The sequence below is a fragment of the Stenotrophomonas sp. YJH_SMC_54 genome, from assembly GCF_059368435.1.
The window spans coordinates 25011-46001 of the sequence record NZ_JCAFRS010000013.1; the positions used below are offsets into that span (position 1 = coordinate 25011).

A 20991-nucleotide genomic window follows, 5' to 3' on the forward strand; every position below is an offset into this window, starting at 1 on the left:
GGCCTTAAAATGTCGTCCAATGGCCAGCAGCTTATCGCAAGCAACTGAACAATGACCCTGTGGGTGCTCGGACTGAATCACCAGACCGCACCGGTGGAGCTGCGCGAGCGCGCGGCCTTCGCCGGTGAGGCGTTGCCGCGCGCGCTCGGTTCGCTGCGCGATACTCCGCAGATCGCCGAGGCGGTGCTGCTGTCCACCTGCAACCGCACCGAGCTGTATGCCGTGGCCGATTCGGCACAGGCACTGGACCAGTGGCTGCACGCCCAGGCCGGCGACCTGCAGGGCTACCTGTACCAGCATGCCGATGCAGAAGCCGTACGCCACCTGTTCCGGGTCGCCACCGGCCTGGACTCGATGGTGCTGGGCGAACCGCAGATCCTCGGCCAGGTGAAGGACGCATGGTCGACCGCGCGTGACCACGGCCTGCTCGGCCAGCGCCTGGACCGCCTGTTCCAGCAGACCTTCTCGGTGGCCAAGCGTGCGCGCACCGATACCCAGGTCGGCGCCAACCCGGTATCGGTGGCGTCGGCGGCGGTGCGCCTGGCGCAGAACGCGTTCGCGCGGCTGGACGATTCCACCGTGCTGCTGGTCGGTGCCGGCGAGACCATCGAACTGGCTGCACGGCACCTGAGCGAAGGCAAGGTACGCCGGCTGCTGATCGCCAACCGCACCCTCGCCCACGCGCAGGAACTTGCCAGCCGCCATGGTGGCGTAGCCCTGCCGCTGACCGAACTGGACCGCCACCTGGGCGAGGCCGACGTGGTGTTCTCGGCCACCGCTGCGCGCGAACCGGTGATCCACCGCGAGATGGTGGCCAAGGCCCTGCGCGCGCGCCGGCACAAGCCGATGCTGCTGTTCGACCTGGCCGTGCCGCGTGACATCGAGGCGGAGGTCGGCACGCTCAACGACGCCTTCCTCTACACCGTCGACGACCTGGAGCGCGCGGTGGAAGACAACCGCCGCGGACGCCGCGAGGCGGCCGCCGAGGCCGAGGCGATCATCGACCTTCAGGTATCGCGTTTTATCGAGACCCAGCAGGCCAGCGCCCACCAGGCGCCGCTACGACAGCTGCGTGCGTTCGGCGAGGCCACCCGCACTGAACTGCTGGAACGCGCGCGCCAGCAGCTGGCCAACGGCAAGCCGGCCGACGAAGTGCTGGAACTGCTGGCGCACGGCCTGACCAATCGATTGCTGCATCCTCCTACCGCTGCCCTGCGCGCTGCCGCACTGAGCGGCGATGCCGACCTGACCCGCGCCGCCGAGCGCCTGTTCCCGGCTACGCCGGGTTACCGCCACCCACCCGTGAGACCCGATGACGCCGACCCTGCGCCGTAAGCTGGAAGCGCTGGCCGAGCGCCGCGAAGAACTGGAACGCCTGCTCGCCGAACCCGACGTGGTCGCCGACAACACCCGTTTCCGCGACCTTTCGCGCGAATTCGCCCAACTTGAACCGATCGCCATCGCCTTGGCCGATGAATCCCGTGCCAAGGCTGATCTGGCCGCCGCCGAAGGCATGCGCGCCGATCCCGACCTGCGCGAACTGGCCGACGAGGAAATCGCCGCCGCGCAGGCGCGCCTGCTGGAACTGGAGCAGGAACTGGCGCTGCTGCTGGTACCGCGCGACCCGCGCGACGAAGGCAACCTGTTCCTGGAAGTGCGCGCGGGTACCGGCGGCGATGAAGCGGCGATCTTTGCCGGCGACCTGTTCCGCATGTACGCCCGCTACGCCGAGCGCCAGGGCTGGAAGGTCGAGATCGAATCGGACAATCCCGGCGAGCACGGTGGCTACAAGGAAGTGGTGGCACGGGTGGTCGGCCGTGGTGCGTTCTCGCGCCTGAAGTTCGAATCGGGCACGCACCGTGTGCAGCGCGTGCCGGCCACCGAATCGCAGGGCCGCATCCATACCTCGGCGGCCACCGTGGCGATCATCCCGGAGGCCGACGAAGTCGATGACATCGTCATCAACCCGGCCGACCTGAAGGTGGATACGTTCCGCTCCTCCGGCGCCGGTGGCCAGCACGTCAACAAGACCGAGTCGGCGATCCGCATCACCCACGTACCGACCGGCGTGGTGGTGGAATGCCAGACCGAACGCAGCCAGCACGCCAACCGCGACAAGGCGATGAAGCGCCTGAAAGCGCAGCTGCTCGACGCCGAGCGCCAACGCCAGGACGCGGCCCAGGCCGAGTCGAGGCGCCTGCAGGTCGGCAGTGGTGACCGCAGCCAGCGCATCCGCACCTACAACTTCCCGCAGGGGCGCATCACCGACCACCGCGTGGAGGGCCTGACCCTGTACGACCTGCCCAACATCCTGGCCGGTGACCTCGATCCGCTGCTGCAGCGGCTCAGCCACGAACACCAGGTCGACGCCCTGGCCCAGCTGTCGGCGGGCTGAGCACGATGTCGGCCTGGCAGCAGCGACAGCAACTGCAGCAAGCGATCGCCCGCCAGCCCGACGACTTCGTCGCCTGGGTGATGCTGGCCGACGTGGAACTGGAAGCCGGCGACATCGCTGCCGGCGAACAGGCCGCGCGACGTGCGCTGCAGCTGCGCCCGAATCACCCCGAAGCGCTGGCACGGCTGGGCCGCGTGGCGTGGATGGCCGGTGCACATGGCGATGCGGCCAAGCTGCTCGGCCAGGCCTCGGCATTGGCACCGCAGCATCCCGGCATTGCACTGTGGCTGGGCCATGCACTGGAAGATGCCGATGATGCCGAAGGCGCGTCGGCGGCCTATCGACGCGCGCATGGGCTGATGCCGGCCGAGCCGTACATCGCCGCCCAGCGCCTGGCCTGGCAGCGCCGCCTGTGCGATTGGCAGGACCTGGACACGCTGGCGGCACAGGTGCGCGCCGCCGTTGCCAGCGGCCAGGGCGTGGTCGAGCCGTTCGCCTTCCTCAGCGAGGACGCCAGCGCTGCCGAACAGTTGGCCTGCGCGCACACCCGTGCGCTGGCCGTGGCTGCCTCGGTGCGGCCATTGCCGCCGGCAACGGTGCGCCCGCACGGCCCGCTGCGCGTCGGCTTCCTCTCCAATGGGTTCGGCGCACATCCGACCGGATTGCTGACCGTGGCGCTGTTCGAGCAGCTGCGTCGCGACCCCGCACTGCAACTGCATCTGTTCGCACTGAACCGCGACGACGGCAGCCGCATCCGCCAGCGGCTGCAGGCAGCGGCGCAGCTGCATGATGTGGCTGGCCTGCGACATGCCGATACCGCCGCACGCATCCGCGCACAGGGCATCGACCTGCTGTTCGACCTGCGCGGTTGGGGCGGTGGCGGCACGCCGGAAGTGTTGGCAATGCGCCCTGCCCCGCTGCAATTGAACTGGCTGGCCTATCCGGGCACGTCGGGGGCGCCGTGGATGGACGCGGTGGTCGGCGATGCCTTCGCCCTGCCGCCGGCACTGGAGCCGTGCTACAGCGAACGCGTGCTGCGCCTGCCACGAGCCTTCCAGCCGTCAGACAATACGCGCGTGCTGGAGCCTGCGCCGACCCGTGCGGACTGCGGCCTGCCCGCGCAGGGGGTGGTGTTCTGCTGTTTCAACAACAGCTACAAGCTCAACCCGCGCAGCATGGGCCGTGCCTTCGCAGTGCTGCAGGCAGTGCCCGGCAGCGTACTGTGGCTGCTGTCCGGACCGGGCCAGGCCGACGCCCGCCTGCGCACTGCCGCGCAGGCTGCCGGCCTGGACCCGGCGCGCCTGGTGTTCATGGCCAAGCTGCCGCATCCGCAGTACCTGGCCCGTTACCCGCTGGCCGACCTGTTCCTCGACACGCATCCGTACAACGCGCACACCACCGCGTCCGACGCACTATGGGCCGGCTGCCCGGTGCTGACCTGCCCCGGCGACACCTTCGCCGCGCGCGTGGCCGGCAGCCTCAACCACCATCTGGGACTGGCACGGATGAATGTCGCCGACGATGCGGCGTTCATCACCACCGCCAGCGCGCTGGGCAACGACCCTGCAGCACTGGCGGCGTTGCGCGCTGAACTGGCACAGGCGCGCGAGCGCAGCGGGCTGTTCGACATGGACGGGTTTGCCCGCGATCTGTCGACGTTGGTGCAGCAGCTGGCGCGCGAACACGACTGGCTGGGAACAACCGAACCGACGGGGTAATGTCGGCTGGGTAATGTCGGCTGGGTAATGTCGATTGGATGACGTCGACTGGGTAGAGTCGACTGCTGGTCGACTGCCCTCGGCAGGAAGCCGAAAACCCCGCGCTGCGCGCGATAGTCGACTGACCGTCGACTCTACCCGGCGTCGACATCGCCTGGGCAGCCCCTGCGCTACGCTCGGGCTTCCTCCCCGCGTGGTGTGACGATGGCCAAGCTCAAGCGCAAGGACTACGACGAACTGCTGCTGCCGCTGCAGCTGGAACTGACCGCCATGGCGCGCTGGGTGCAGCACAGCGGACAGCGCCTGCTGGTGCTGTTCGAAGGGCGCGACACGGCAGGCAAAGGCGGCGCGATCCAGGCCATCAGCCAGCACCTCAACCCGCGCCAGTGCCGGGTGGTGGCGCTGCCCAAGCCCACCGACCGCGAAGCCACGCAGTGGTACTTCCAGCGCTACGCCTCGCACTTGCCCGCCGCCGGCGAGATCGTTCTGATGGACCGCAGCTGGTACAACCGCGCAGGCGTCGAACGGGTGATGGGCTACTGCAGCGAGACCGAGTACCAGCAGTTCCTGCGCCAGGCGCCGGTGTTCGAACAGCTGCTGGTGGACGACGGCATCCTGCTGTTCAAGTACTGGCTGTGCGTGGACCAGGAGCAGCAGGAGAAGCGCTTCGCCGAGCGCCATCTCGATCCGCTGAAGGGCTGGAAGCTCTCCCCGGTGGACCTGAAATCCCGCAGCAAGTACAGCGCCTACACCGAGGCGCGCGAGGCGATGCTGCGCGCGACCCATCGCGAGGCGGCACCGTGGACGTTGGTGGATTTCAACGACCAGCGGCTGGGCCGGCTGACGCTGGTGCGCAACCTGCTGGACCGGTTGCCGGACACGCGCGTGGATGCACCGTTGCCGGAGCTGCCGAAGCTGAAGGGCAAGCTGCATCGCGAGCACTACGATGTGCTGAAGCCGATCGAGGACTTCCCGGTCGAGGATTAGGGTAGGTCGGCAGGGCCTGCGGCCCTGCACCTGCCGAAGCCAGAGCAACGGCAACAGCAACAGCAACGGCGGGCTTCCTGAGGGATGGCGGGGCGGGTCCGGGTGGGGGGGGCGCTGCAAGTACGTCCATGTAAGCTCGGTCGCGGCTTGCTCGTGTGCGCTGTCCTGCGCACACGGCAAGACCGGGGTTGGGCGTCCTGCCCAACCCGCCCGAGGCGTGCCTCGCGCCCATGCGGCTCACGCTCCCGCACCCGGACCCACCCCGCCTTCGACAGTTCTCCGCGATCTGTCGTTGATCCACACCATGCGTGGATGCTCTTCGAATTCAATTCGAAATATTCGATTTGTCTGGAGAATCATCCACGCATGGCGTGGATCTACCAGACATGAGGAATCTGTCAGAGGTGGGGCGGTGTCGGAGTGCGGGGTGTCAGCCGCATGGATGCGGCTGCCAAGCTTACAGGGACGTACTTGCAGCGTCCCCGCACTCCGACACCGCCCCGCCATCCCACGGATAGCCCGCTGTTGCTGTTGCTTTTGCTGGGGTTGCCGGCCAGCGGCCGGCACTACCGCGGGTGCAGGGCCGCAGGCCCTGCCGCCCAACCCCATTACTTGGCAGCAGCGATCTGCTTTTCGATGTCGGCGGCCGTCACCGGGCCGAGGAAGGTGTGCGCCAGCTTGCCCTGTGGATCCAGCAGGTGCGTCAGCGGCAGGCCGCGCGGAGTGGCGAAATCGGCCGGCGGATCGAACGGGTCCACGATCACGATCGGATAGGTCACCGGATGCTTGGTCAGGAACGACTGCATTTCCGGCACTTCGATGTCCTCGTAGGCCAGGCCGACCACTTCGATGTTGCTGCGCATCGCATGCAGCGCCGACAGCTCGGGCATCTCCTTGCGGCACGGGGCACACCAGGTCGCCCAGAAGTTCACCACCACCCACTTGCCGCGGTGCGCGGCCAGGTCGTAGTCGCTGCCATCCACCGCCTTCATCTTCAGCGTCGGGAACTCGGCGGTGGTGCGCTCGGCCGGGGTTTCCTCGACCGGCGCCGGTGCGGTCGGCGTCGGTGCCTGCGCCGGCGGTTGGCTGCTGGCCGGCGTCGGCTCCTGGGCCGGCTTGCAGGCCGACAGTGCCAGCAGCAGGGCCAGCGGGAGCAGCAACGGGGTCTTGCGGGTCATGGCATGTCTCCAGAGTCGGTATAGATATCGCTGACCTTGCGCTTCAGGCGTTCACGCAGGGGCAGCCGCAGATCATCCAGCGCCGCCAATGCGGCACGGCCCAGGCTGTCGTCGCGATACGGCAGATGCTGCTCGGCTACCGGAATGCGCAACTGGGTACATTCGTAAAGATCGGCCAGGCTCACCTGGTCCAGGTCGCGCGAGAGCAGCCATTCGCCACGTTCATCGCGGCGCAGCAGGCCGATCTCCTGCAGGTTGCAGGCCAGGTCCTGCAGCAGCGAATCGGTCAGCATCGGCTCCAGCCGCAGGATTTCATCATCGGCCAGGCCCTTGCCCTTGGCTCGGGCATGGTGGAAGCGGCCGAGCAGGCGCAGCAGGCCATAGAACTCGTAGCCCTGCGGCAGGCGCAGTTCCACCGGCTGGTAGCGGAAGGCCGCCATCGACGAAGACAACGACGCGCCCAGCAGCACCGCCACCCAGCACAGGTAGATCCACAGCAGCAGGATCGGCACGAAGGCGACCGTGCCATACAGCTTCTGGTAGGACTGGAAGCTGCCCAGGTAGGCGCCGATGCCCCACTTCACCAGCTCCAGGATCACCGCGGCCAGAATGGCGCCAGGCACTGCATGCCGCCACTTCACCGTGTGGTGCGGCACCACCCGGAACATCAGCGTGATGCAGACGAACTCGATCAGGATCGGCGCCAGCCGCAGTGCCAGTTCGGCCAGCCAGCGGCCCTCCTGGGTGCCGAACAGCGGCATCGCGAACACCCGCGCCGACACCGCCAGCGAAGCCGCCGCGAGCATCGCGCCCAGCGTCAGTACAGTCCAGTAGACCAGGAAGCGGGTCAGCTTGGGCCGGGTCGAGCCGACCCGCCAGATCTGGTTGAAGGTTTCTTCAACACTGTTGAGCGTGATCAGCAGCGACACCACCAGCGCGATGAAGCCGGCGGCGGTGAGCTGGCCGGCACTGGCCGAGAACTGCCGCAGGTAGCCCTCGGCCGCGCGCGCGGCATTGGGCACGAAGTTGGAGAAGACGTAATCGCTGAGCTGGTCGCTCCAGCGGTCGAAGACGGGGAAGGCCGAGAGCACGCCGAACACCACGATCGCCAGCGGTACCAACGCGAACACCGTGGTGTAGGCCAGCGCCGCCGCTGCCTGGAACAGGCGGTCGTCGAGGAAGCGATGCCACAGGAAGCGGCCGAAACTGATGGCCCGTGCACGATCCCGCGCGCGCTCCATCCACAGGTTGAGCGTATCCAAAGGTTCCATCGGTGGAAGGGTACCCGATGCGGAATGCTGGCAGGATAGCCATACTGGCGACCACACGACGAGGAGAAGCGGGCACGATGGGCGAGATTCTGGTGCTGTACTACAGCCGGGGCGGTTCGGTGGCACGGCTGGCGCGCCAGATCGCGCGGGGCATCGGCGAAGTGCCGGGCATGAGCGCGCGCCTGCGCACGGTGCCGCCAGTGGCCGCCGTGACCCAGACCGCGCAGCCGCCGGTACCCGACGACGGCGCCCCCTACGTGAGCGTGCAGGACCTGGTGGAATGCCAGGGCCTGCTGCTCGGCAGCCCCACCCGCTTCGGCAACATGGCCGCGCCGGTCAAGCACTTCCTGGATGGACTGGGCGCCGAATGGGTCAATGGCACCCTGTCCGGCAAGCCGGCCGGCGTGTTCACCTCCACCGCCTCGATGCACGGCGGCCAGGAATCGACCCTGCTGTCGATGCAGGTGCCGCTGCTGCACCACGGCTGCGTGATCGTCGGCATCCCGTTCACCGAACCGGCGTTGAGCCACACCACCAGCGGCGGCACGCCCTATGGCGCCAGCCACGTGGCCGGTGCCGCCGACGATCCGCAGCCGACCGACGACGAGGCCGTGCTGGCCCGCGCGCTGGGCCGCCGGGTGGCCGACATCGCGCAGCGGTTGGCCCGATGAGCCGCCCGCCGCGCACGGTCCTGCTGCTGGCCCTGATGGGGCTGGCCGCGCTGTTCGCAGGCTGGTTCATCAATGACAAGCACTGGCTGGCCACCCAGCTGGTGTTCACCGCGCCGCCGCTGGCGCTGGCCTTTGCGCTGCGGCTGGGCTGGCGCAAGGCCGGGTTCTGGGCCTCGGTGCTGGCGCTGGGCTGGTTCAGCCACGGCGTGATGAGCGCCTGGAGCCACCCGGAAACACGCTGGCTGGCGCTGATCGAAATCGCCCTGGCCCTGCTGGTGATCTTCAGCGCCAGCCTGCCGGGGCTGCGCGCCCGCTTCGGCAAGCGACGCTGACGCTGCGCCCGCCGGGCCGTATCATCTGTGTTCCTGGCCCCGCGCCGCTGTACCTGTCCTGGTTTCGCGCATGCACATGATGGAAGAGCTCCTGGTCGTCACCACCGGTGGCACGATCGACAAGATCTACTTCGACGACAAGTCGGACTACCAGATCGGCGACCCCCAGATCGGCATGATCCTGCGCGAGCTGGGCGTGACGTTCCGCTTCAACGTGATTCCGATCCTGCGCAAGGATTCGCTGCACATCAACGACGAAGACCGCGAACTGATCCGCGCCACCATCGCCGCGCAGCCGACCCGCCACGTGCTGGTGACCCACGGCACCGACTCGATGGTGCAGACCGGCAAGGTGCTGGCGACGATCCCGGACAAGACCATCGTGATGACCGGCGCGCTCAGCCCGGCGCGGTTCCGTGGGTCGGATGCGGAGTTCAACATCGGCTGCGCGATCGGTGCGGTGCAGTCGCTGCCGAGCGGCGTATACATCGCCATGAACGGTCGTATCTTCGATCCGCAGCACGTGCGCAAGAACGTGGCCGCCAACCGCTTCGAGTCGGTCTGAGGAACAGCATGCCGACCAAGGTCGGCACGCACCAAAGCGCTGCCCTTGCAAGGCCGGTACCTACCCAAAGAAGAACGCCCCGGCCTGAGCCGGGGCGTGCCCATGGAGAGGGGCTTGGGCTCAGTACTGGGCGTTGAGGGTCAGGCCCGAGAAGGTGCTGTAGGCCTTCACCCGCACATACCAGGTGCCGGCGGCAGGACTGTTGATGGTGCAGGTCTCGCTGTTGCCGCTCAGGTACGGACGGCAGGTGTAGGTGGTATCGGTCGGGGCACTGCCTTGGCGCACATACAGGTCGGCATCACCGCTGCCGCCACTGATCGCGACGCGCAGCTGGGTGCTGCCGGCCGGAACCGCGACGGTGTAGTTCAGCTCGGCACCGGTCGCAGCGCCCAGGCCGGTCACCGGTACGTTGTTCTGCAGCACGTTGCCACCCGGGTTCGGGTTGCCGCCACCATTGATCGCTGCGGCCACGGCGGCATTGGCGTCGATGATGCCGGCGCCGCAACCACCCGAGCAGGCGCCCGGCAGCGGACGTGCCGTGCTCTTGATGATGCTCTCGACCTGCGCCGGGCTCAGCGGGCTCGGAGCGACCGACTGCATCAGCGCGACCACGCCGGCCACGTGCGGCGCCGCCATCGAGGTGCCGTTGTACGACGCGTAGGTCGCGCTGCCCGGCGTGGTGGTGCCGGTGTTGAGGGTGGACAGGATGCTCTGGCCCGGTGCCGAGATGTCGATGCCGGTACCGTAGTTGGAGAAGCTGGCACGTGCACCGGCTGAGGTGGTCGCCGCCACCGCGATCACGTTCGGGCAGTTGGCCGGCACCGACGAGGACACGTTGGTGTTGCTGTTGCCGGCGGCGACCACCACGGTGGTGCCACGGCCGACCGCGCCGTTGATCGCGTTCTGGTAGGTGGTCGAGCAGCTGCCACCGCCGCCCAGCGAGAGGTTGATGACTTCGGCCGGATTGGCGTTGGCCGGTACGCCGCTGACGGTGCCACCGGACGCCCACACGATCGCATCGGCGATGTCGGAGGTGTAGCCGCCGCACTTGCCGAGCACGCGCACCGGCACGACCTTGGCATTGAACGCGGTACCTGCCACGCCGGTACTGTTGTTGGTCACCGCCGCCACGGTGCCGGCAACGTGGGTGCCGTGCCAGCTGGAGTTGGAGGCCGGGATGCCCGAGCCACACTCGTTGGCGCCGTACCAGTCGCCTTCGTCGTTCGGATTGTTGTCGCGGCCGCCGCCATCACGCGCCATCGCGGCGTCGCTGATGAAGTCATAGCCCGGCAGGATGTTGGCGTTGAGATCGGCATGGTTGGTGATGCCGGTATCGATCACGGCCACCACCACGCCGGTGCCGGTGGCCTTGTCCCAGGCCGGCCGGATGTTGATGCCGGCATTTGAGGTGCCGAAGCCCCATTGCTCGCTGAAGCGGGTGTCGTTCGGGGTCAGCGTCGCGCGCATGATCTGGTCGACTTCGACGTATTCCACGTTCGGGTCGGCGGCCAGCTTGCGCATCAGCAGTTCGGATTCGGCCTGGTCGAGCGGACGGTCGGTCTTGACCAGGGTCGGGCCGACGGCCAGCTTGCGGACCTGCTGCAGGCCCAGCGCGCGGCCCTGGCTGCTGGCCAGGCCGGCGGCGGCCGTCTTCAGCGACGAAGCCAGCGCAGTAGTGTTGGCCACGGCGGCGCTGCCGTCGCGGTACTTGACGATGAAGCGCTGGTGCGTCGGCGCGGACTGCAGGCCGCTGAGCTGGACATCACCGGCCAGCGCAGGCGTGGCCAGCAGCAGCGATGACAGAACGGACGCACCAAGGACCACCCACACTCGACGCACACGCGGTTGCGTTACCTGGGACATCGTATTTCCCTTTCTTGTGGTGTGAATGCCGGAATCGGCAGAAGCACCGGCCCGAACCCTGGGCTGGCTTGCATTGGCGAGGTTCGAAGTCCGGTGAGTCAGCGGATCCCCCTAACGATCCGCCGTGCAGATGACGCTAATGGCCGAAACCGGACACCACAAGATTTTCAGCGTCTTTTCAGCAAGATGAAATGTTCGTTCTGAGACTTTTCGGGTCGAGGGTTTGTGAAGGTGAAGGAACCTTCTCGTGTCCTGCACAGACCTGACTGGGCCGTCACGTGTCCTGGAATGACTATGCCGACATCGGCGTTCGCTGATTCGGGGTCAGATCCCTTTTCCCATGGAAAAGGGATCTGACCGCAGGCCCATAACGCAGAAAGCCCGTCACGGGGACGGGCTTTCCGGAAGAGCAGTCGAGCGTGGCTCGACGCTACAGTTCAGCGTGGGCGATCAGCCCAGCTTGACCAGCCAGTTGTGGCGGTCCGGCAGGCGGCCATACTGGATGTCGGTCAGCTCCTTGCGCAGCGACATGGTCACTTCGCCGGCCGGCGCGTTGATGTCGCCCACCGAGAAGCCCTCGCCCTTCAGCTGGCCGATCGGGGTGACCACCGCGGCGGTGCCGCAGGCGAACACTTCGCTGATCGCGCCGGAGGCCACGCCGTCCTTCCACTCGTCGATGCTGACCTTGCGCTCTTCGACCTTCATGCCGCGGTCGCGGGCCAGCTGCAGGATGCTCTCGCGGGTGATGCCCTCGAGGATGCTGCCCGACAGTTCCGGGGTCACCAGAGTGCCGTCCTTGTAGACCAGGAACACGTTCATGCCACCCAGTTCTTCCAGGTACTTGCCTTCGACCGGGTCGAGGAACAGCACCTGCGAGCAGCCCTGTGCCTGCGCCTTCTGCTGCGGCAGCAGCGACGCCGCGTAGTTGCCACCGCACTTGGCGGCACCGGTGCCGCCCTTGGCCGCACGCGCGAATTCGGTGGACAGCCAGATCGACACCGGGGCAACGCCCTTGGCGAAGTACGGGCCGGCCGGGCTGGCGATGACGTAGTAGCCGGCCTTGTGCGCGCCGCGCACGCCGAGGAAGGCTTCGTCGCCGATCATGAACGGGCGGAAGTACAGGCTGGACTCATCGGCCGACGGCACCCAGTCACTGTCGACCGCGATCAGCTGCTTCAGCGATTCGACGAAGATCTCCACCGGCAGTTCCGGCAGCGCCAGGCGCTGCGCCGAACGCTGCAGGCGACGGCCGTTGGCATCCGGACGGAAAGTCCAGATCGAGCCATCGGCATGGCGGTAGGCCTTGATGCCTTCGAAGATTTCCTGGCCGTAGTGCAGCACGGCCGCGGCCGGATCCAGCTGCAGCGGGCCGTAGGCACGCACGTTGGCGTTGTGCCAGCCGGCATCCTTGTCCCAGCGCACTTCCACCATGTGATCGGTGAAGTGCAGGCCGAAGCCCGGCTTCTCCAGGATCTTGGCGCGCTCTTCAGCGCTGCGCGGGTGGTCCGAACGGGTAACGGCGAAGCTGGGGATGGACTGGGACACCGGAGGATTCCTGTTCTGGTTGCGGGTAGTGCCGGGCCCGCGTCACTGCGGGCCCTGGGTCAAAGCATGCCGGTCTCGAGCCGGGCCGCCTCGGACATCATGTGCTGGTTCCACGGCGGGTCGAACACCAGGTCGACGTCGGCCTCGGCCACCGTCGGGATCATTTCAAGCTTGCTGCGCACGTCGTCGACCAGGATGTCGCCCATCCCACAGCCCGGTGCGGTCAGGGTCATCTTCACGTCGATCTCGCGCTGGCCTTCGTCCAGGTGCTTGATCTCGACCTCGTAGACCAGGCCCAGTTCGACGATGTTCACCGGAATTTCCGGGTCGAAGCAGGTGCGCAGCTGCTGCCACACCAGCTGTTCCACCTGTTCATCAGTGGCGTCGGCCGGCAGTTCCAGCGGTGCCGGTGCCTCCTTGCCGATGGCGTCGCCGTCCTTGCCGGCGATGCGGAACAGGTTGCCCTCGACGAACACCGAATAACTGCCGCCCAGCGCCTGGGTGATGTACCCATAGCTGCCGGCGGGCAGGGTCACGGTATCGCCCTGCGGGACCATCACGGCCTCGCAATCGCGCTCGAAGTGGACAGGTTCGCTGCTACGGGAATACATGGGGACCGATATGGGGCCGTGGCCGGGGCCACGCAAGACGGCATTCTAGCCCAGCCGCTCCGGCACCGCCGGTGCACCGCCGCAAACCACAGTATCCTGTGGGTGATCTTCAGGGAGCTTCGATGTCCTCCAATGCCGCGCGTGCCAGGACCGTGACCTGGCTCTGGCCCATCATGCTGTTGCTGGGCCTGGTTGTTGCTCCCCTTGCCTGGATGGTGCTGGCGCTGATGACCGGCCGGCAGGTCGGCTGGATGGCGGTACTGACCGCCCTGGAACTGGTGTTCATGCTGCGCATGGGTACGCTCGGCCCGGGCCGGCTGCGCATCGTGCTGGTCGTGGTGGGCACCCTGCTGGTGGCCGCCGTCGCCAACTGGACCATCGCCAGCGCCTGGATGGGCGGCTCGATCGGGCTGGACCTGTGGGACGCCACGATGCGGATGGGCCCGCACCTGGCCTGGACCCTGATCACCCTGGCCAATGGCGCGGTGGAGTGGCTGTGGCTGGCGCTGGGCCTGGCCGTGGGCGCCTGGCTGGCGCGCTGAGCGCGCCGGTTGCCACGCCCGCCGGGGATATGCAGGTAGATCCACGCATGCGTGGATGGGATGGTAGTGCCGGCCGCTGGCCGGCAAACGCGTGCGGACCAGGGCCCGCACCTACCCGATGCAGCGGCCACGCGTGGATGCGGTAGTGCCGGCCGCTGGCCGGCAAAGGGATCAGAGCCCATTCCTGCGGAAAGGGATCCGACCCCGGTCCTCAATGCCCGCCGTCGAGCGCCTTCAACTCGCTGACCAGCGAGGCTGCCGCTTCGGCACCGTCGCCATACAGCATGCGGGTGTTGTCGGCATAGAACAGCGCATTCTCGATGCCGGCAAAGCCGGTGCCCTTGCCGCGCTTGATCACCACCACGTTGCGCGCGTTGACCACGTCCAGCACCGGCATGCCGTAGATCGGGCTGGCCGGGTCGGTGCGTGCCACCGGATTGACCACGTCGTTGGCACCGATCACCAGCACCACGTCGGTGTTGGCGAACTCCGGGTTGATGTCGTCCATGTCGGCGATCAGGTCGTAGGGCACACCCGCTTCGGCCAGCAGCACGTTCATGTGCCCAGGCATGCGCCCAGCCACCGGGTGGATCGCGAACTTCACCTTCACCCCGCGCTGGCCCAGCCGCTGCGCCAGCTCCCAGATCTTGTGCTGGGCCTGCGCCACCGCCATGCCGTATCCCGGCACGATCACCACGCGTTCGGCGTAGGCCATCATCGCTGCAACGTCCGACGCTTCAATCGGCTTCTGCGCGCCGGTGATCGCCTGCGCTTCGCCACCAGCACCGCCGCCGAAGTTGGAGAACAACACGTTGCGGATCGGCCGGTTCATCGCCTTGGCCATCAACCGGGTCAGCAGGATGCCCGCCGCGCCGACCATCATGCCGGCGATGATCAATGCCTCGTTGCCCAGCACGTAGCCTTCGAACGACACCGCCAGGCCGGTGAAGGCGTTGTACAGCGAGATAACCACCGGCATGTCGGCGCCACCGATCGGCAGCGTCATCAGCACGCCCAGTGCCAGCGCCAGCACGAAGAAGGCGACGATCGCCCAGGTATTGAGCGTGCTGGCCGCGATGATCGCCAGCACCACCACCGCCAGTGCCACCAGCAGGTTCATCACCTGCTGGCCGGGCCAGGTCACGCGCTTGTCCAGGCGCCCATCCAGCTTGGCCCAGGCGATCACCGAGCCGGACAGCGACACCGCACCAATCGCCGCGCCGACCACTGCCAACAGCAGCACCATGCCCGACGGCTGGCGCGCGGCCAGGTCGGCCAGCGCCTGCGCGCTCCAGTGGCTGGTATCGCGGTTGGCAAGGAAGGCGTAGCGCAGCAGTTCCACCGCGCCGATGGCCGCCGCAGAGCCGCCACCCATGCCGTTGTACAGCGCCACCATCTGCGGCATGTCGGTGATGGCAACCTTGCCGGCCGACCACCAGGCCAGGCCGGCGCCCAGCAGCAGCGCCACCAGGATCAGCGGCACGTTGTGCAGTTCGGGCAGGAAGAAGGTCGCCACCGTGGCCAGCAGCATGCCCAGCCCGGCCCAGCGGATGCCGCTGCGCGCGGTCAGCGGCGAGGCCATGCGCTGCAGGCCCAGCAGGAACAGCGTGGCGGCCACCAGGTAGCTGGCCTTGACCAGCCAATCGAGCAGTTCGACGGTGCTGATGTTCAAGCCTGCGGCTCCTTCGGTTCGTCCTTGCCGCCCTTGGGCGCGCTCGGCTTGAACATTTCCAGCATGCGCGCGGTGACCACGTAGCCACCGGCGGCGTTGCCGGCACCGAGCACCACGGCCAGGAAGCCCAGGGCTTTTTCCAGCGGTGTCTGCGCGTGCCCCAGCACCACCATCGCGCCGATCAGCACGATGCCGTGGATGAAGTTGGAACCCGACATCAGCGGGGTATGCAGGATCACCGGCACCCGCGAAATGATCACGTGGCCGGCAATGGCTGCCAGCATGAAGATGTACAGCGCTACGAACCCGTCACTCACTGGCAACGCTCCTGCTCTGTCTTCGTCGTCCCATCATAACCATGGGCTGAACCCGGTGCGCGCCCGGCGTCAACCGAAGCCGCGCTCACGCGTTGTCGATGGTGACCCCGAGCGAGGAACCGTACCCTGTGCTGGTGAGCACCCCCGTCCCCCCGAGCGCCGACACCGATGCCCTGCCGGCATCGCTGGAAGCGTTCCTGGCCAGCGTCGGGCCGCGCGCGTTCCGCTTCGCCGAAGCTGGCCTGCGCCAGCGCGAGGATGCGCTGGACGCGGTGCAGGATGCCCTGCTGCGCATGCTGGACTACGCCGACAAGCCGGCAGCCGAATGGGCGCCGCTGTTCTGGAGCATCCTGCGCCGGCGCGTGATCGACGTGCAGCGCCGGCGCCGCTTCCGCCTGCCGTTCTGGCGCGACAACCAGGACGCGGAAGGCGGCGGGATCGATTGGGCCGATCCCGGCCCGGATCCGGCACAGGCGCATGAACAGCGCCAGCAGTACCAGCAGCTGGTGGACGCGTTGCGCCGCCTGCCCGCCCGCCAGCGCGAGGCCTTCACCCTGCGCGTGCTGCAGGACCTGGACGGGGCCACCACCGCCCGCGCCATGGGCTGCAGCGAAGGCGCGGTAAAAACCCATCTGGCACGCGCCCGGCAGGCGCTGCAGGACTACCTGGAGATCCACCCGTGAACCGCTCCCTGCCTTCCGATGACACCCTGCGCAGCCTGCACGCGCAGTCGCTGCATGCGCTGTCGCCGGCCACACTGGCACGCCTGCGCCAGGCCCGACACGGCGCCAGCGCGACCCGGCACGGGCGCCTGCGCTGGTGGCTGGCCAGCGCCTGTTCACTGGTGGTGGCGCTGGGTATCGGCCTGCAGTTCACTGGCCATGGCACGCTGACGGGCCCCGCGCCGGCACCTGTGCTGGCCTCGGTGGAAGACAACAGCGCGCTCTACGACGAAAATCCCGATCTGTACCTGTGGCTGGGCGATACCGACCTGGCGATGGAGTGAATCATGTCCCGACTGCACACCCTGCCCCTGCTGATGACCCTGTTGCTGCTGCCGGCCCTCCCGGCGCTGGCGCAGAGCGCCGCGCCCGCCCCTGCGGCACGCCCTGCGCGGGCCACGCCGCTGCCGGCCTGGGAACAGTTGAGCGAAGCGCAGCGGGAATCGCTGCTGGCGCCACTGCGCGACCGCTGGAACAGCGCCGATGCCGGCCAGCGCCAGCGCATGCTCTCGCATGGCCAGCGCTGGCAGACGATGAGCCCGGAGGAGCGCGACAAGGCCCGCCGTGGCCTGCGCCGCTTCGAGCACATGAGCCCGGAACAGCGTGAGCAGGCCCGGGCCCTGTTCGGCCAGATGCGGGAACTGCCGCCCGCGCAGCGCGATGCACTGCGCGAGCGCTGGTCGCAGATGACGCCGGAACAACGCAAGGACTGGGTGCGCGACAACCCACCGCCGGCGAAGCCGCGCTGAAACGCCGCGGGGAACGGGGTCAGAGCCCTTTGCTGAGGCAAAGGGATCCGACCCCTGGCAGATTCCGGGAACCAGGGTCAGAGCCCTTTGCCAGAGGCAAAGGGATCTGACCCCATGTCGTTCACGCCTGCCAGCGTGTCTTCGCCAGCAGCTCGTCTTCCCAGTCGAAACCAAGCTGCCCTTCGCGCACGAACAGCGCGACGAAGTTGAGCAGGTTGCGCGCATACATCTCGCTGGCCTGGGTGGCGCCGCGGCTGGCAAGGCCCAGCGGGCCATCGATGGTCACGCCCTGATGCTCGATGCACTGCCCCGGTTGGGTCAGTGCGCAGTTGCCGCCGCTCTCGGCAGCCAGGTCCACGATCACGCTGCCGGTGGCCATGCCCTCCACCATCGCGGCAGTCACGATCGTCGGCGCCGGTCGCCCCGGTACCGCTGCGGTGCAGATCACCACATCCACGCTGCGCAGGTGGTCGGCCAGGCGGCGCTGCTGCTCGGCACGCTCTTCATCGGTCAACGCGCGCGCGTACCCGCCTTCGCCCGCCGCGCTCACCCCCAGGTCGAGGAAGCGCGCGCCCAGCGACTGGATCTGCTCGCGGGTTTCCGGACGCACGTCGAAACCTTCCACCTGTGCACCGAGACGCCGGGCAGTGGCAATGGCCTGCAGCCCCGCCACGCCGGCACCGATCACCAGCACCTTGGCCGGACGCACGGTGCCGGCAGCGGTGGTCAACATCGGGAAGAAACGTGGTGCGCGTTCGGCGGCGATCAGCGCGGCCTTGTAACCGGCCATGCCGGCCTGCGAACTGAGCACGTCCATGGCCTGCGCACGGGTGGTGCGCGGCAGCTGCTGCAGCGGGAACAGGTGCAGGCGGTCATCGGCAGCCAGTGCCGCCAGGCCCGGATCACTGGCCGGGGTCAACAGGCCAACCACGGTGGCACCCGGCTTGAGCTGTTCAAGCACCGCCGCCGGCGGCGCCTGCACGCACAACAGGATGTCGATTTCGGCCCAGCGCCCGGCGTCGAATGCGCGGGCACCGGCGTCGTCATAGGCTGCATCGGTGAAACCTGCGGCCAGACCGGCACCGGCCTCGTACCAGACGGTAATGCCGAGGGCGCCGAGCTTGCGCGCGGTTTCCGGCGTCAGCGCCACGCGCCGTTCGCCCGGCGCGGTCTCCTTGATCCCCAGCAACGCCACGGCCATGCAGGTCCCCGCTGATCGGTGAGTTTTCCCGATCCTAGCAGGCGGCTCCACTCAGTGCAGCGTGGCGCTGCCCGGGTCCAGCCGATCGATCACACCCTGCATCGCGCTGTCGAACGCACCGTCATCCACATGGGCGCGCAGACGTCCCAGCCGCACCATCACCGCCAGTTCCTCCGGCGAGGCCACGCAGAAGCGCACGCCGCGACGGTTGACGAACAGCAGGCGCGAGGAAATCGGGCTGACCCAGGACAGCTTGCCGGCCTGCACCTTGCCGTCCTTGTCGACGAAGTCCAGCCAGTTGCCGATCTCCATGCGACGGAAGCGATCGGCGTCGGCATTGTCGAAATCATCGGCATCGATCTGCCCGCCCAGCTCGACCGCCGGCGATTCGGCCACCGGCGGGGTCGGTAGTGCCACCTGCGGCAGTTCCGGCAGCGCGCGTTGCAGTTCCGGCCGCGATTCGGCAATGCCCTGCAGGGTGTCATGCAGGGCATCGATGGCACCGGTGGCGGCGTCGCCATGCACGCCCACGCTGGCGAACACCTTGGCCAGCACCGGCTGCCAGGCCTGCAGCCACGGCTTGCCGACAATCTGGCGGCGGGCCTCGGCCACTTCCTCCAGCAGCCCGTCGCCCAGGCTCAGCGCTTCGGCCACCGATGCGCCCTCCTCGCCCTCGCGCAGCAGCGCCAGGGTCAGGTGGTGCTGCCATGGCTGGCGCAGGAATTCAGCGATGGCCGGCGGCAGGGTGGCATCACCAATGCGGCGGTCCAGCTCGGCACCGGCACGGGTACGGGCCATTTCCAGCTTTTCCTGGCCACGCTGCGTTTCGGCGGCGCGACGCTCGGCGATTTCCACGCGGCGACGATGCTGCACGAGGAACTCGCGGAATTCTTCTTCCAGGGTCAGGAAGATCGCCAGGTTCTCGTTGAACTCGGCGACCAGGCGCTCGATGATCTCCTCGACCTTGGCCATCAGCATGCGCTCGGCCTGGCTTTCGCCAGTGTTGCCTTCGCAGGCCTCGGCCAGCGAGTTGAGCAGCTTGCGCGCCGGATGGGTCTTCTGCACGAACATGCGGCGGTCGAGCATGGCGACCTTGACGAACGGCACCACCAGGCGGCCGATCAACTCGCGCGAGCGGCCTTCCAGTTCGCGCTCGTCCAGCATCACGTCGAACAGCATGCCCACCAGGTCGATTGCATCCTCGTCCTGCGGGTCCAGCCGGGTCTGGCCCGGGTCGACACCGAGACGGGTGGCGCTGGAAAGCACTTCGCTCTTCAACCGCTGCGCCAACGATTCGCCATCCTCGCCGATCGCTGCACGCAGGGTCGCACTGGGCGTGGCCTGCAGCAGCGACAGCACCGACATCATCTCGCGCTGGCTGAGCGGACGCTGCTGGCCGATCGCCACCTGTGCGGCCGACGTCGCGTCCTCGCGCACGTGGCGGGTCTGCTGCAGCAGTTCGTGCAGCGCCTCCAGCAGCATGCCCTGCTGGCCCGCATGGGCCTCGCCGGTGCCGCTGCCTTCGGCGCCCAGGTGCTGCTGCATGTGGCCACGCCGCTCGGACCAGCGTGCGGCAAAGCGCTGCGCCCAGGCCGGCGCGGCCTGCTCGTCATCACCGAATTCGCCGTCCAGGCCCGAGCCCGGGCGCTGCTCCACCAGGTCATCCAGGCCCGAGGCCATGCGCGGGTCGGGCGCGGCCGATGGCGGACGCCGCGGCGCCCCCATCTGCGACATCACCCCGGCCGCGGCCAGTTGCTCGTCCAGCTTCTCGTAGATGCGACCCACCGGCGCGCGGAGGTCACGCTCGCACAGCTTGATCAGCACCAGGTGCACTTCCGGGGCCAGTTCACAGCCGGCAAAGGCTTCGTGGATGGCCACGCCCAGGTGTTCGGGGCTGATGGGATTATGGTCGGCATCCAGTTCGGCGCCGCCGACCAGACGGCCCAGGCGACGGTCGAGCCGCGCCAGCACCGGCTTGAAGTCACGCAGCAGCACCGTGGCGAAATTGCGCACCGCCAGCCGCGACTCCAGCACGTGCTCGGCCAGCAGGCTCAGGCCATCCTCGGCTGGGCCGGACAGCGTCGATTCGGCCGACATGGGCTCACCACTGGCCAGCGCATCCCAGGCCCGCTGCAGGTGGCCAGAGAAGGCACCGGCAATGTCCTCGCGGCGGCGGCGCAGTTCGCGCATCGCATCCAGGAACAGCAGCTGCGACGAACCGGCATTGCCGGCCCGGTCGAACAGGGCATCGTCGAAGCGCGCCAGTGCCGCGCCAAAGGCCTGGCACAGCGCGGGCAGGACCATGTCCCGGGCACGCTGGAGCTGGGCCGGGTCACGACCCGGCGATCCCATCGGTGTGGGCGCGCTCATCATTCGGGAAGGCTCCCCACCTTCTCTGGTACGACAGACAACGTGGACATCGCGACGACCGGCACACCCCATGTACCGGTACGTCGATGGTAGGCCGGCCAGCCCGTCACGGACAGTGAAACAGTCCTCACTTCAAACCTCATGACCGGCGGCCCGGCAAGGTAGATATCGTAAGCCGTGCAAGGCCTGCGAGGCGAGGGGAAGCGGCCGCCCGTTTCCCGCCAGTGGCATGACGTTCATCACAATTTGGTATTCAAAGGCCAGACGCGACACAGACGGTGT

Annotated in this window: 20 protein-coding genes; 11 read left to right on the plus strand and 9 right to left on the minus strand. The window is 68.0% G+C overall.

The window, feature by feature from the left end; all coding sequences use genetic code 11:
- Positions 1-51: 51 nt before the first annotated feature.
- The 4 genes from hemA (at position 52) to ppk2 (ending at position 5100) form a co-directional block, all read left to right on the plus strand.
- Positions 52-1335 (plus strand): glutamyl-tRNA reductase, encoded by a 1284-nt coding sequence (gene hemA / locus AC5P5S_RS14835; protein ID WP_012479225.1) that lies wholly within the window; start codon positions 52-54, stop codon positions 1333-1335.
- Positions 1313-2395, plus strand: a complete 1083-nt coding sequence (gene prfA / locus AC5P5S_RS14840) for a peptide chain release factor 1 (protein WP_005412330.1) — start codon at positions 1313-1315, stop codon at positions 2393-2395. Before hemA ends, prfA begins: the two co-directional genes overlap by 23 nt.
- A gap of 5 nt (positions 2396-2400) precedes the next feature.
- On the plus strand, positions 2401-4113 hold the full coding sequence (locus tag AC5P5S_RS14845) for an O-linked N-acetylglucosamine transferase, SPINDLY family protein (RefSeq protein ID WP_049395818.1): 1713 nt from the start codon (positions 2401-2403) through the stop codon (positions 4111-4113).
- Positions 4114-4317: 204 nt separating this feature from the next.
- Positions 4318-5100 (plus strand): polyphosphate kinase 2, encoded by a 783-nt coding sequence (gene ppk2 / locus AC5P5S_RS14850; protein WP_005408184.1) that lies wholly within the window; start codon positions 4318-4320, stop codon positions 5098-5100.
- Between the two features lie 608 nt (positions 5101-5708).
- Here ppk2 and AC5P5S_RS14855 read toward each other — a convergent pair.
- Both AC5P5S_RS14855 and AC5P5S_RS14860 read right to left on the minus strand, forming a co-directional pair.
- Positions 5709-6278: a TlpA family protein disulfide reductase gene (locus tag AC5P5S_RS14855; RefSeq protein WP_005408183.1), complete on the minus strand. Its 570-nt coding sequence runs from the start codon at positions 6276-6278 to the stop codon at positions 5709-5711.
- Positions 6275-7549 carry a YihY family inner membrane protein gene (locus AC5P5S_RS14860; protein WP_005408182.1) on the minus strand — a complete coding sequence of 425 codons (1275 nt, stop codon included), beginning with the start codon at positions 7547-7549 and terminating at the stop codon, positions 6275-6277. Before AC5P5S_RS14860 ends, AC5P5S_RS14855 begins: the two co-directional genes overlap by 4 nt.
- A 77-nt stretch (positions 7550-7626) precedes the next feature.
- Here AC5P5S_RS14860 and wrbA point away from each other — a divergent pair, with 77 nt between their 5' ends.
- From wrbA to AC5P5S_RS14875, 3 genes are all read left to right on the plus strand, one after another.
- The gene (wrbA, locus tag AC5P5S_RS14865) at positions 7627-8220 is read left to right on the plus strand and encodes an NAD(P)H:quinone oxidoreductase (protein ID WP_005408181.1); all 594 of its coding nucleotides are present in this window, start codon (positions 7627-7629) and stop codon (positions 8218-8220) included.
- Positions 8217-8552, plus strand: coding sequence for a DUF2069 domain-containing protein (locus tag AC5P5S_RS14870; protein WP_005408180.1), 336 nt, complete (start codon positions 8217-8219; stop codon positions 8550-8552). Before wrbA ends, AC5P5S_RS14870 begins: the two co-directional genes overlap by 4 nt.
- Before the next feature lie 79 nt (positions 8553-8631).
- Positions 8632-9117, plus strand: coding sequence for an asparaginase domain-containing protein (locus AC5P5S_RS14875; RefSeq protein WP_010481766.1), 486 nt, complete (start codon positions 8632-8634; stop codon positions 9115-9117).
- Positions 9118-9237: 120 nt separating this feature from the next.
- On the opposite strand, the gene AC5P5S_RS14880 is transcribed toward AC5P5S_RS14875, so the two are convergent.
- The 3 genes from AC5P5S_RS14880 to sufT form a co-directional block, all read right to left on the minus strand.
- Positions 9238-10980: a S8 family peptidase gene (locus tag AC5P5S_RS14880; RefSeq protein WP_005408178.1), complete on the minus strand. Its 1743-nt coding sequence runs from the start codon at positions 10978-10980 to the stop codon at positions 9238-9240.
- 450 nt (positions 10981-11430) lie between these two features.
- Positions 11431-12525 (minus strand): branched-chain amino acid aminotransferase, encoded by a 1095-nt coding sequence (locus AC5P5S_RS14885; RefSeq protein ID WP_012479223.1) that lies wholly within the window; start codon positions 12523-12525, stop codon positions 11431-11433.
- 59 nt (positions 12526-12584) lie between these two features.
- Positions 12585-13136: a putative Fe-S cluster assembly protein SufT gene (gene sufT, locus AC5P5S_RS14890; RefSeq protein ID WP_012479222.1), complete on the minus strand. Its 552-nt coding sequence runs from the start codon at positions 13134-13136 to the stop codon at positions 12585-12587.
- Positions 13137-13258: 122 nt separating this feature from the next.
- On the opposite strand from sufT, the gene AC5P5S_RS14895 reads away from it, so the two are divergent.
- Positions 13259-13678, plus strand: a complete 420-nt coding sequence (locus AC5P5S_RS14895; RefSeq protein WP_024957742.1) for a hypothetical protein — start codon at positions 13259-13261, stop codon at positions 13676-13678.
- Between the two features lie 211 nt (positions 13679-13889).
- Here the strand turns inward: AC5P5S_RS14895 and AC5P5S_RS14900 are convergent, their stop codons facing one another.
- Positions 13890-15350 (minus strand): NAD(P)(+) transhydrogenase (Re/Si-specific) subunit beta, encoded by a 1461-nt coding sequence (locus AC5P5S_RS14900; protein ID WP_032130084.1) that lies wholly within the window; start codon positions 15348-15350, stop codon positions 13890-13892.
- Positions 15347-15667 carry an NAD(P) transhydrogenase subunit alpha part 2 gene (locus AC5P5S_RS14905; RefSeq protein ID WP_005408173.1) on the minus strand — a complete coding sequence of 107 codons (321 nt, stop codon included), beginning with the start codon at positions 15665-15667 and terminating at the stop codon, positions 15347-15349. Before AC5P5S_RS14905 ends, AC5P5S_RS14900 begins: the two co-directional genes overlap by 4 nt.
- Before the next feature lie 98 nt (positions 15668-15765).
- Here AC5P5S_RS14905 and AC5P5S_RS14910 point away from each other — a divergent pair, with 98 nt between their 5' ends.
- The 3 genes from AC5P5S_RS14910 to AC5P5S_RS14920 are packed head-to-tail and all read left to right on the plus strand — an operon-like array spanning position 15766 to position 17138.
- On the plus strand, positions 15766-16350 hold the full coding sequence (locus AC5P5S_RS14910) for an RNA polymerase sigma factor (RefSeq protein ID WP_081113794.1): 585 nt from the start codon (positions 15766-15768) through the stop codon (positions 16348-16350).
- Positions 16347-16673: a hypothetical protein gene (locus AC5P5S_RS14915; protein ID WP_012479218.1), complete on the plus strand. Its 327-nt coding sequence runs from the start codon at positions 16347-16349 to the stop codon at positions 16671-16673. Before AC5P5S_RS14910 ends, AC5P5S_RS14915 begins: the two co-directional genes overlap by 4 nt.
- A 3-nt stretch (positions 16674-16676) precedes the next feature.
- Positions 16677-17138 (plus strand): DUF3106 domain-containing protein, encoded by a 462-nt coding sequence (locus tag AC5P5S_RS14920; RefSeq protein ID WP_062607742.1) that lies wholly within the window; start codon positions 16677-16679, stop codon positions 17136-17138.
- 121 nt (positions 17139-17259) lie between these two features.
- Here AC5P5S_RS14920 and AC5P5S_RS14925 read toward each other — a convergent pair whose 3' ends face one another.
- Positions 17260-18339 (minus strand): NAD(P) transhydrogenase subunit alpha, encoded by a 1080-nt coding sequence (locus AC5P5S_RS14925; RefSeq protein WP_012479216.1) that lies wholly within the window; start codon positions 18337-18339, stop codon positions 17260-17262.
- Between the two features lie 51 nt (positions 18340-18390).
- A complete protein-coding gene (gene pacR, locus AC5P5S_RS14930; RefSeq protein ID WP_012479215.1) occupies positions 18391-20712 on the minus strand; it encodes a PacR family protein in 2322 nt (773 codons plus the stop codon).
- Positions 20713-20991 lie beyond the last annotated feature (279 nt).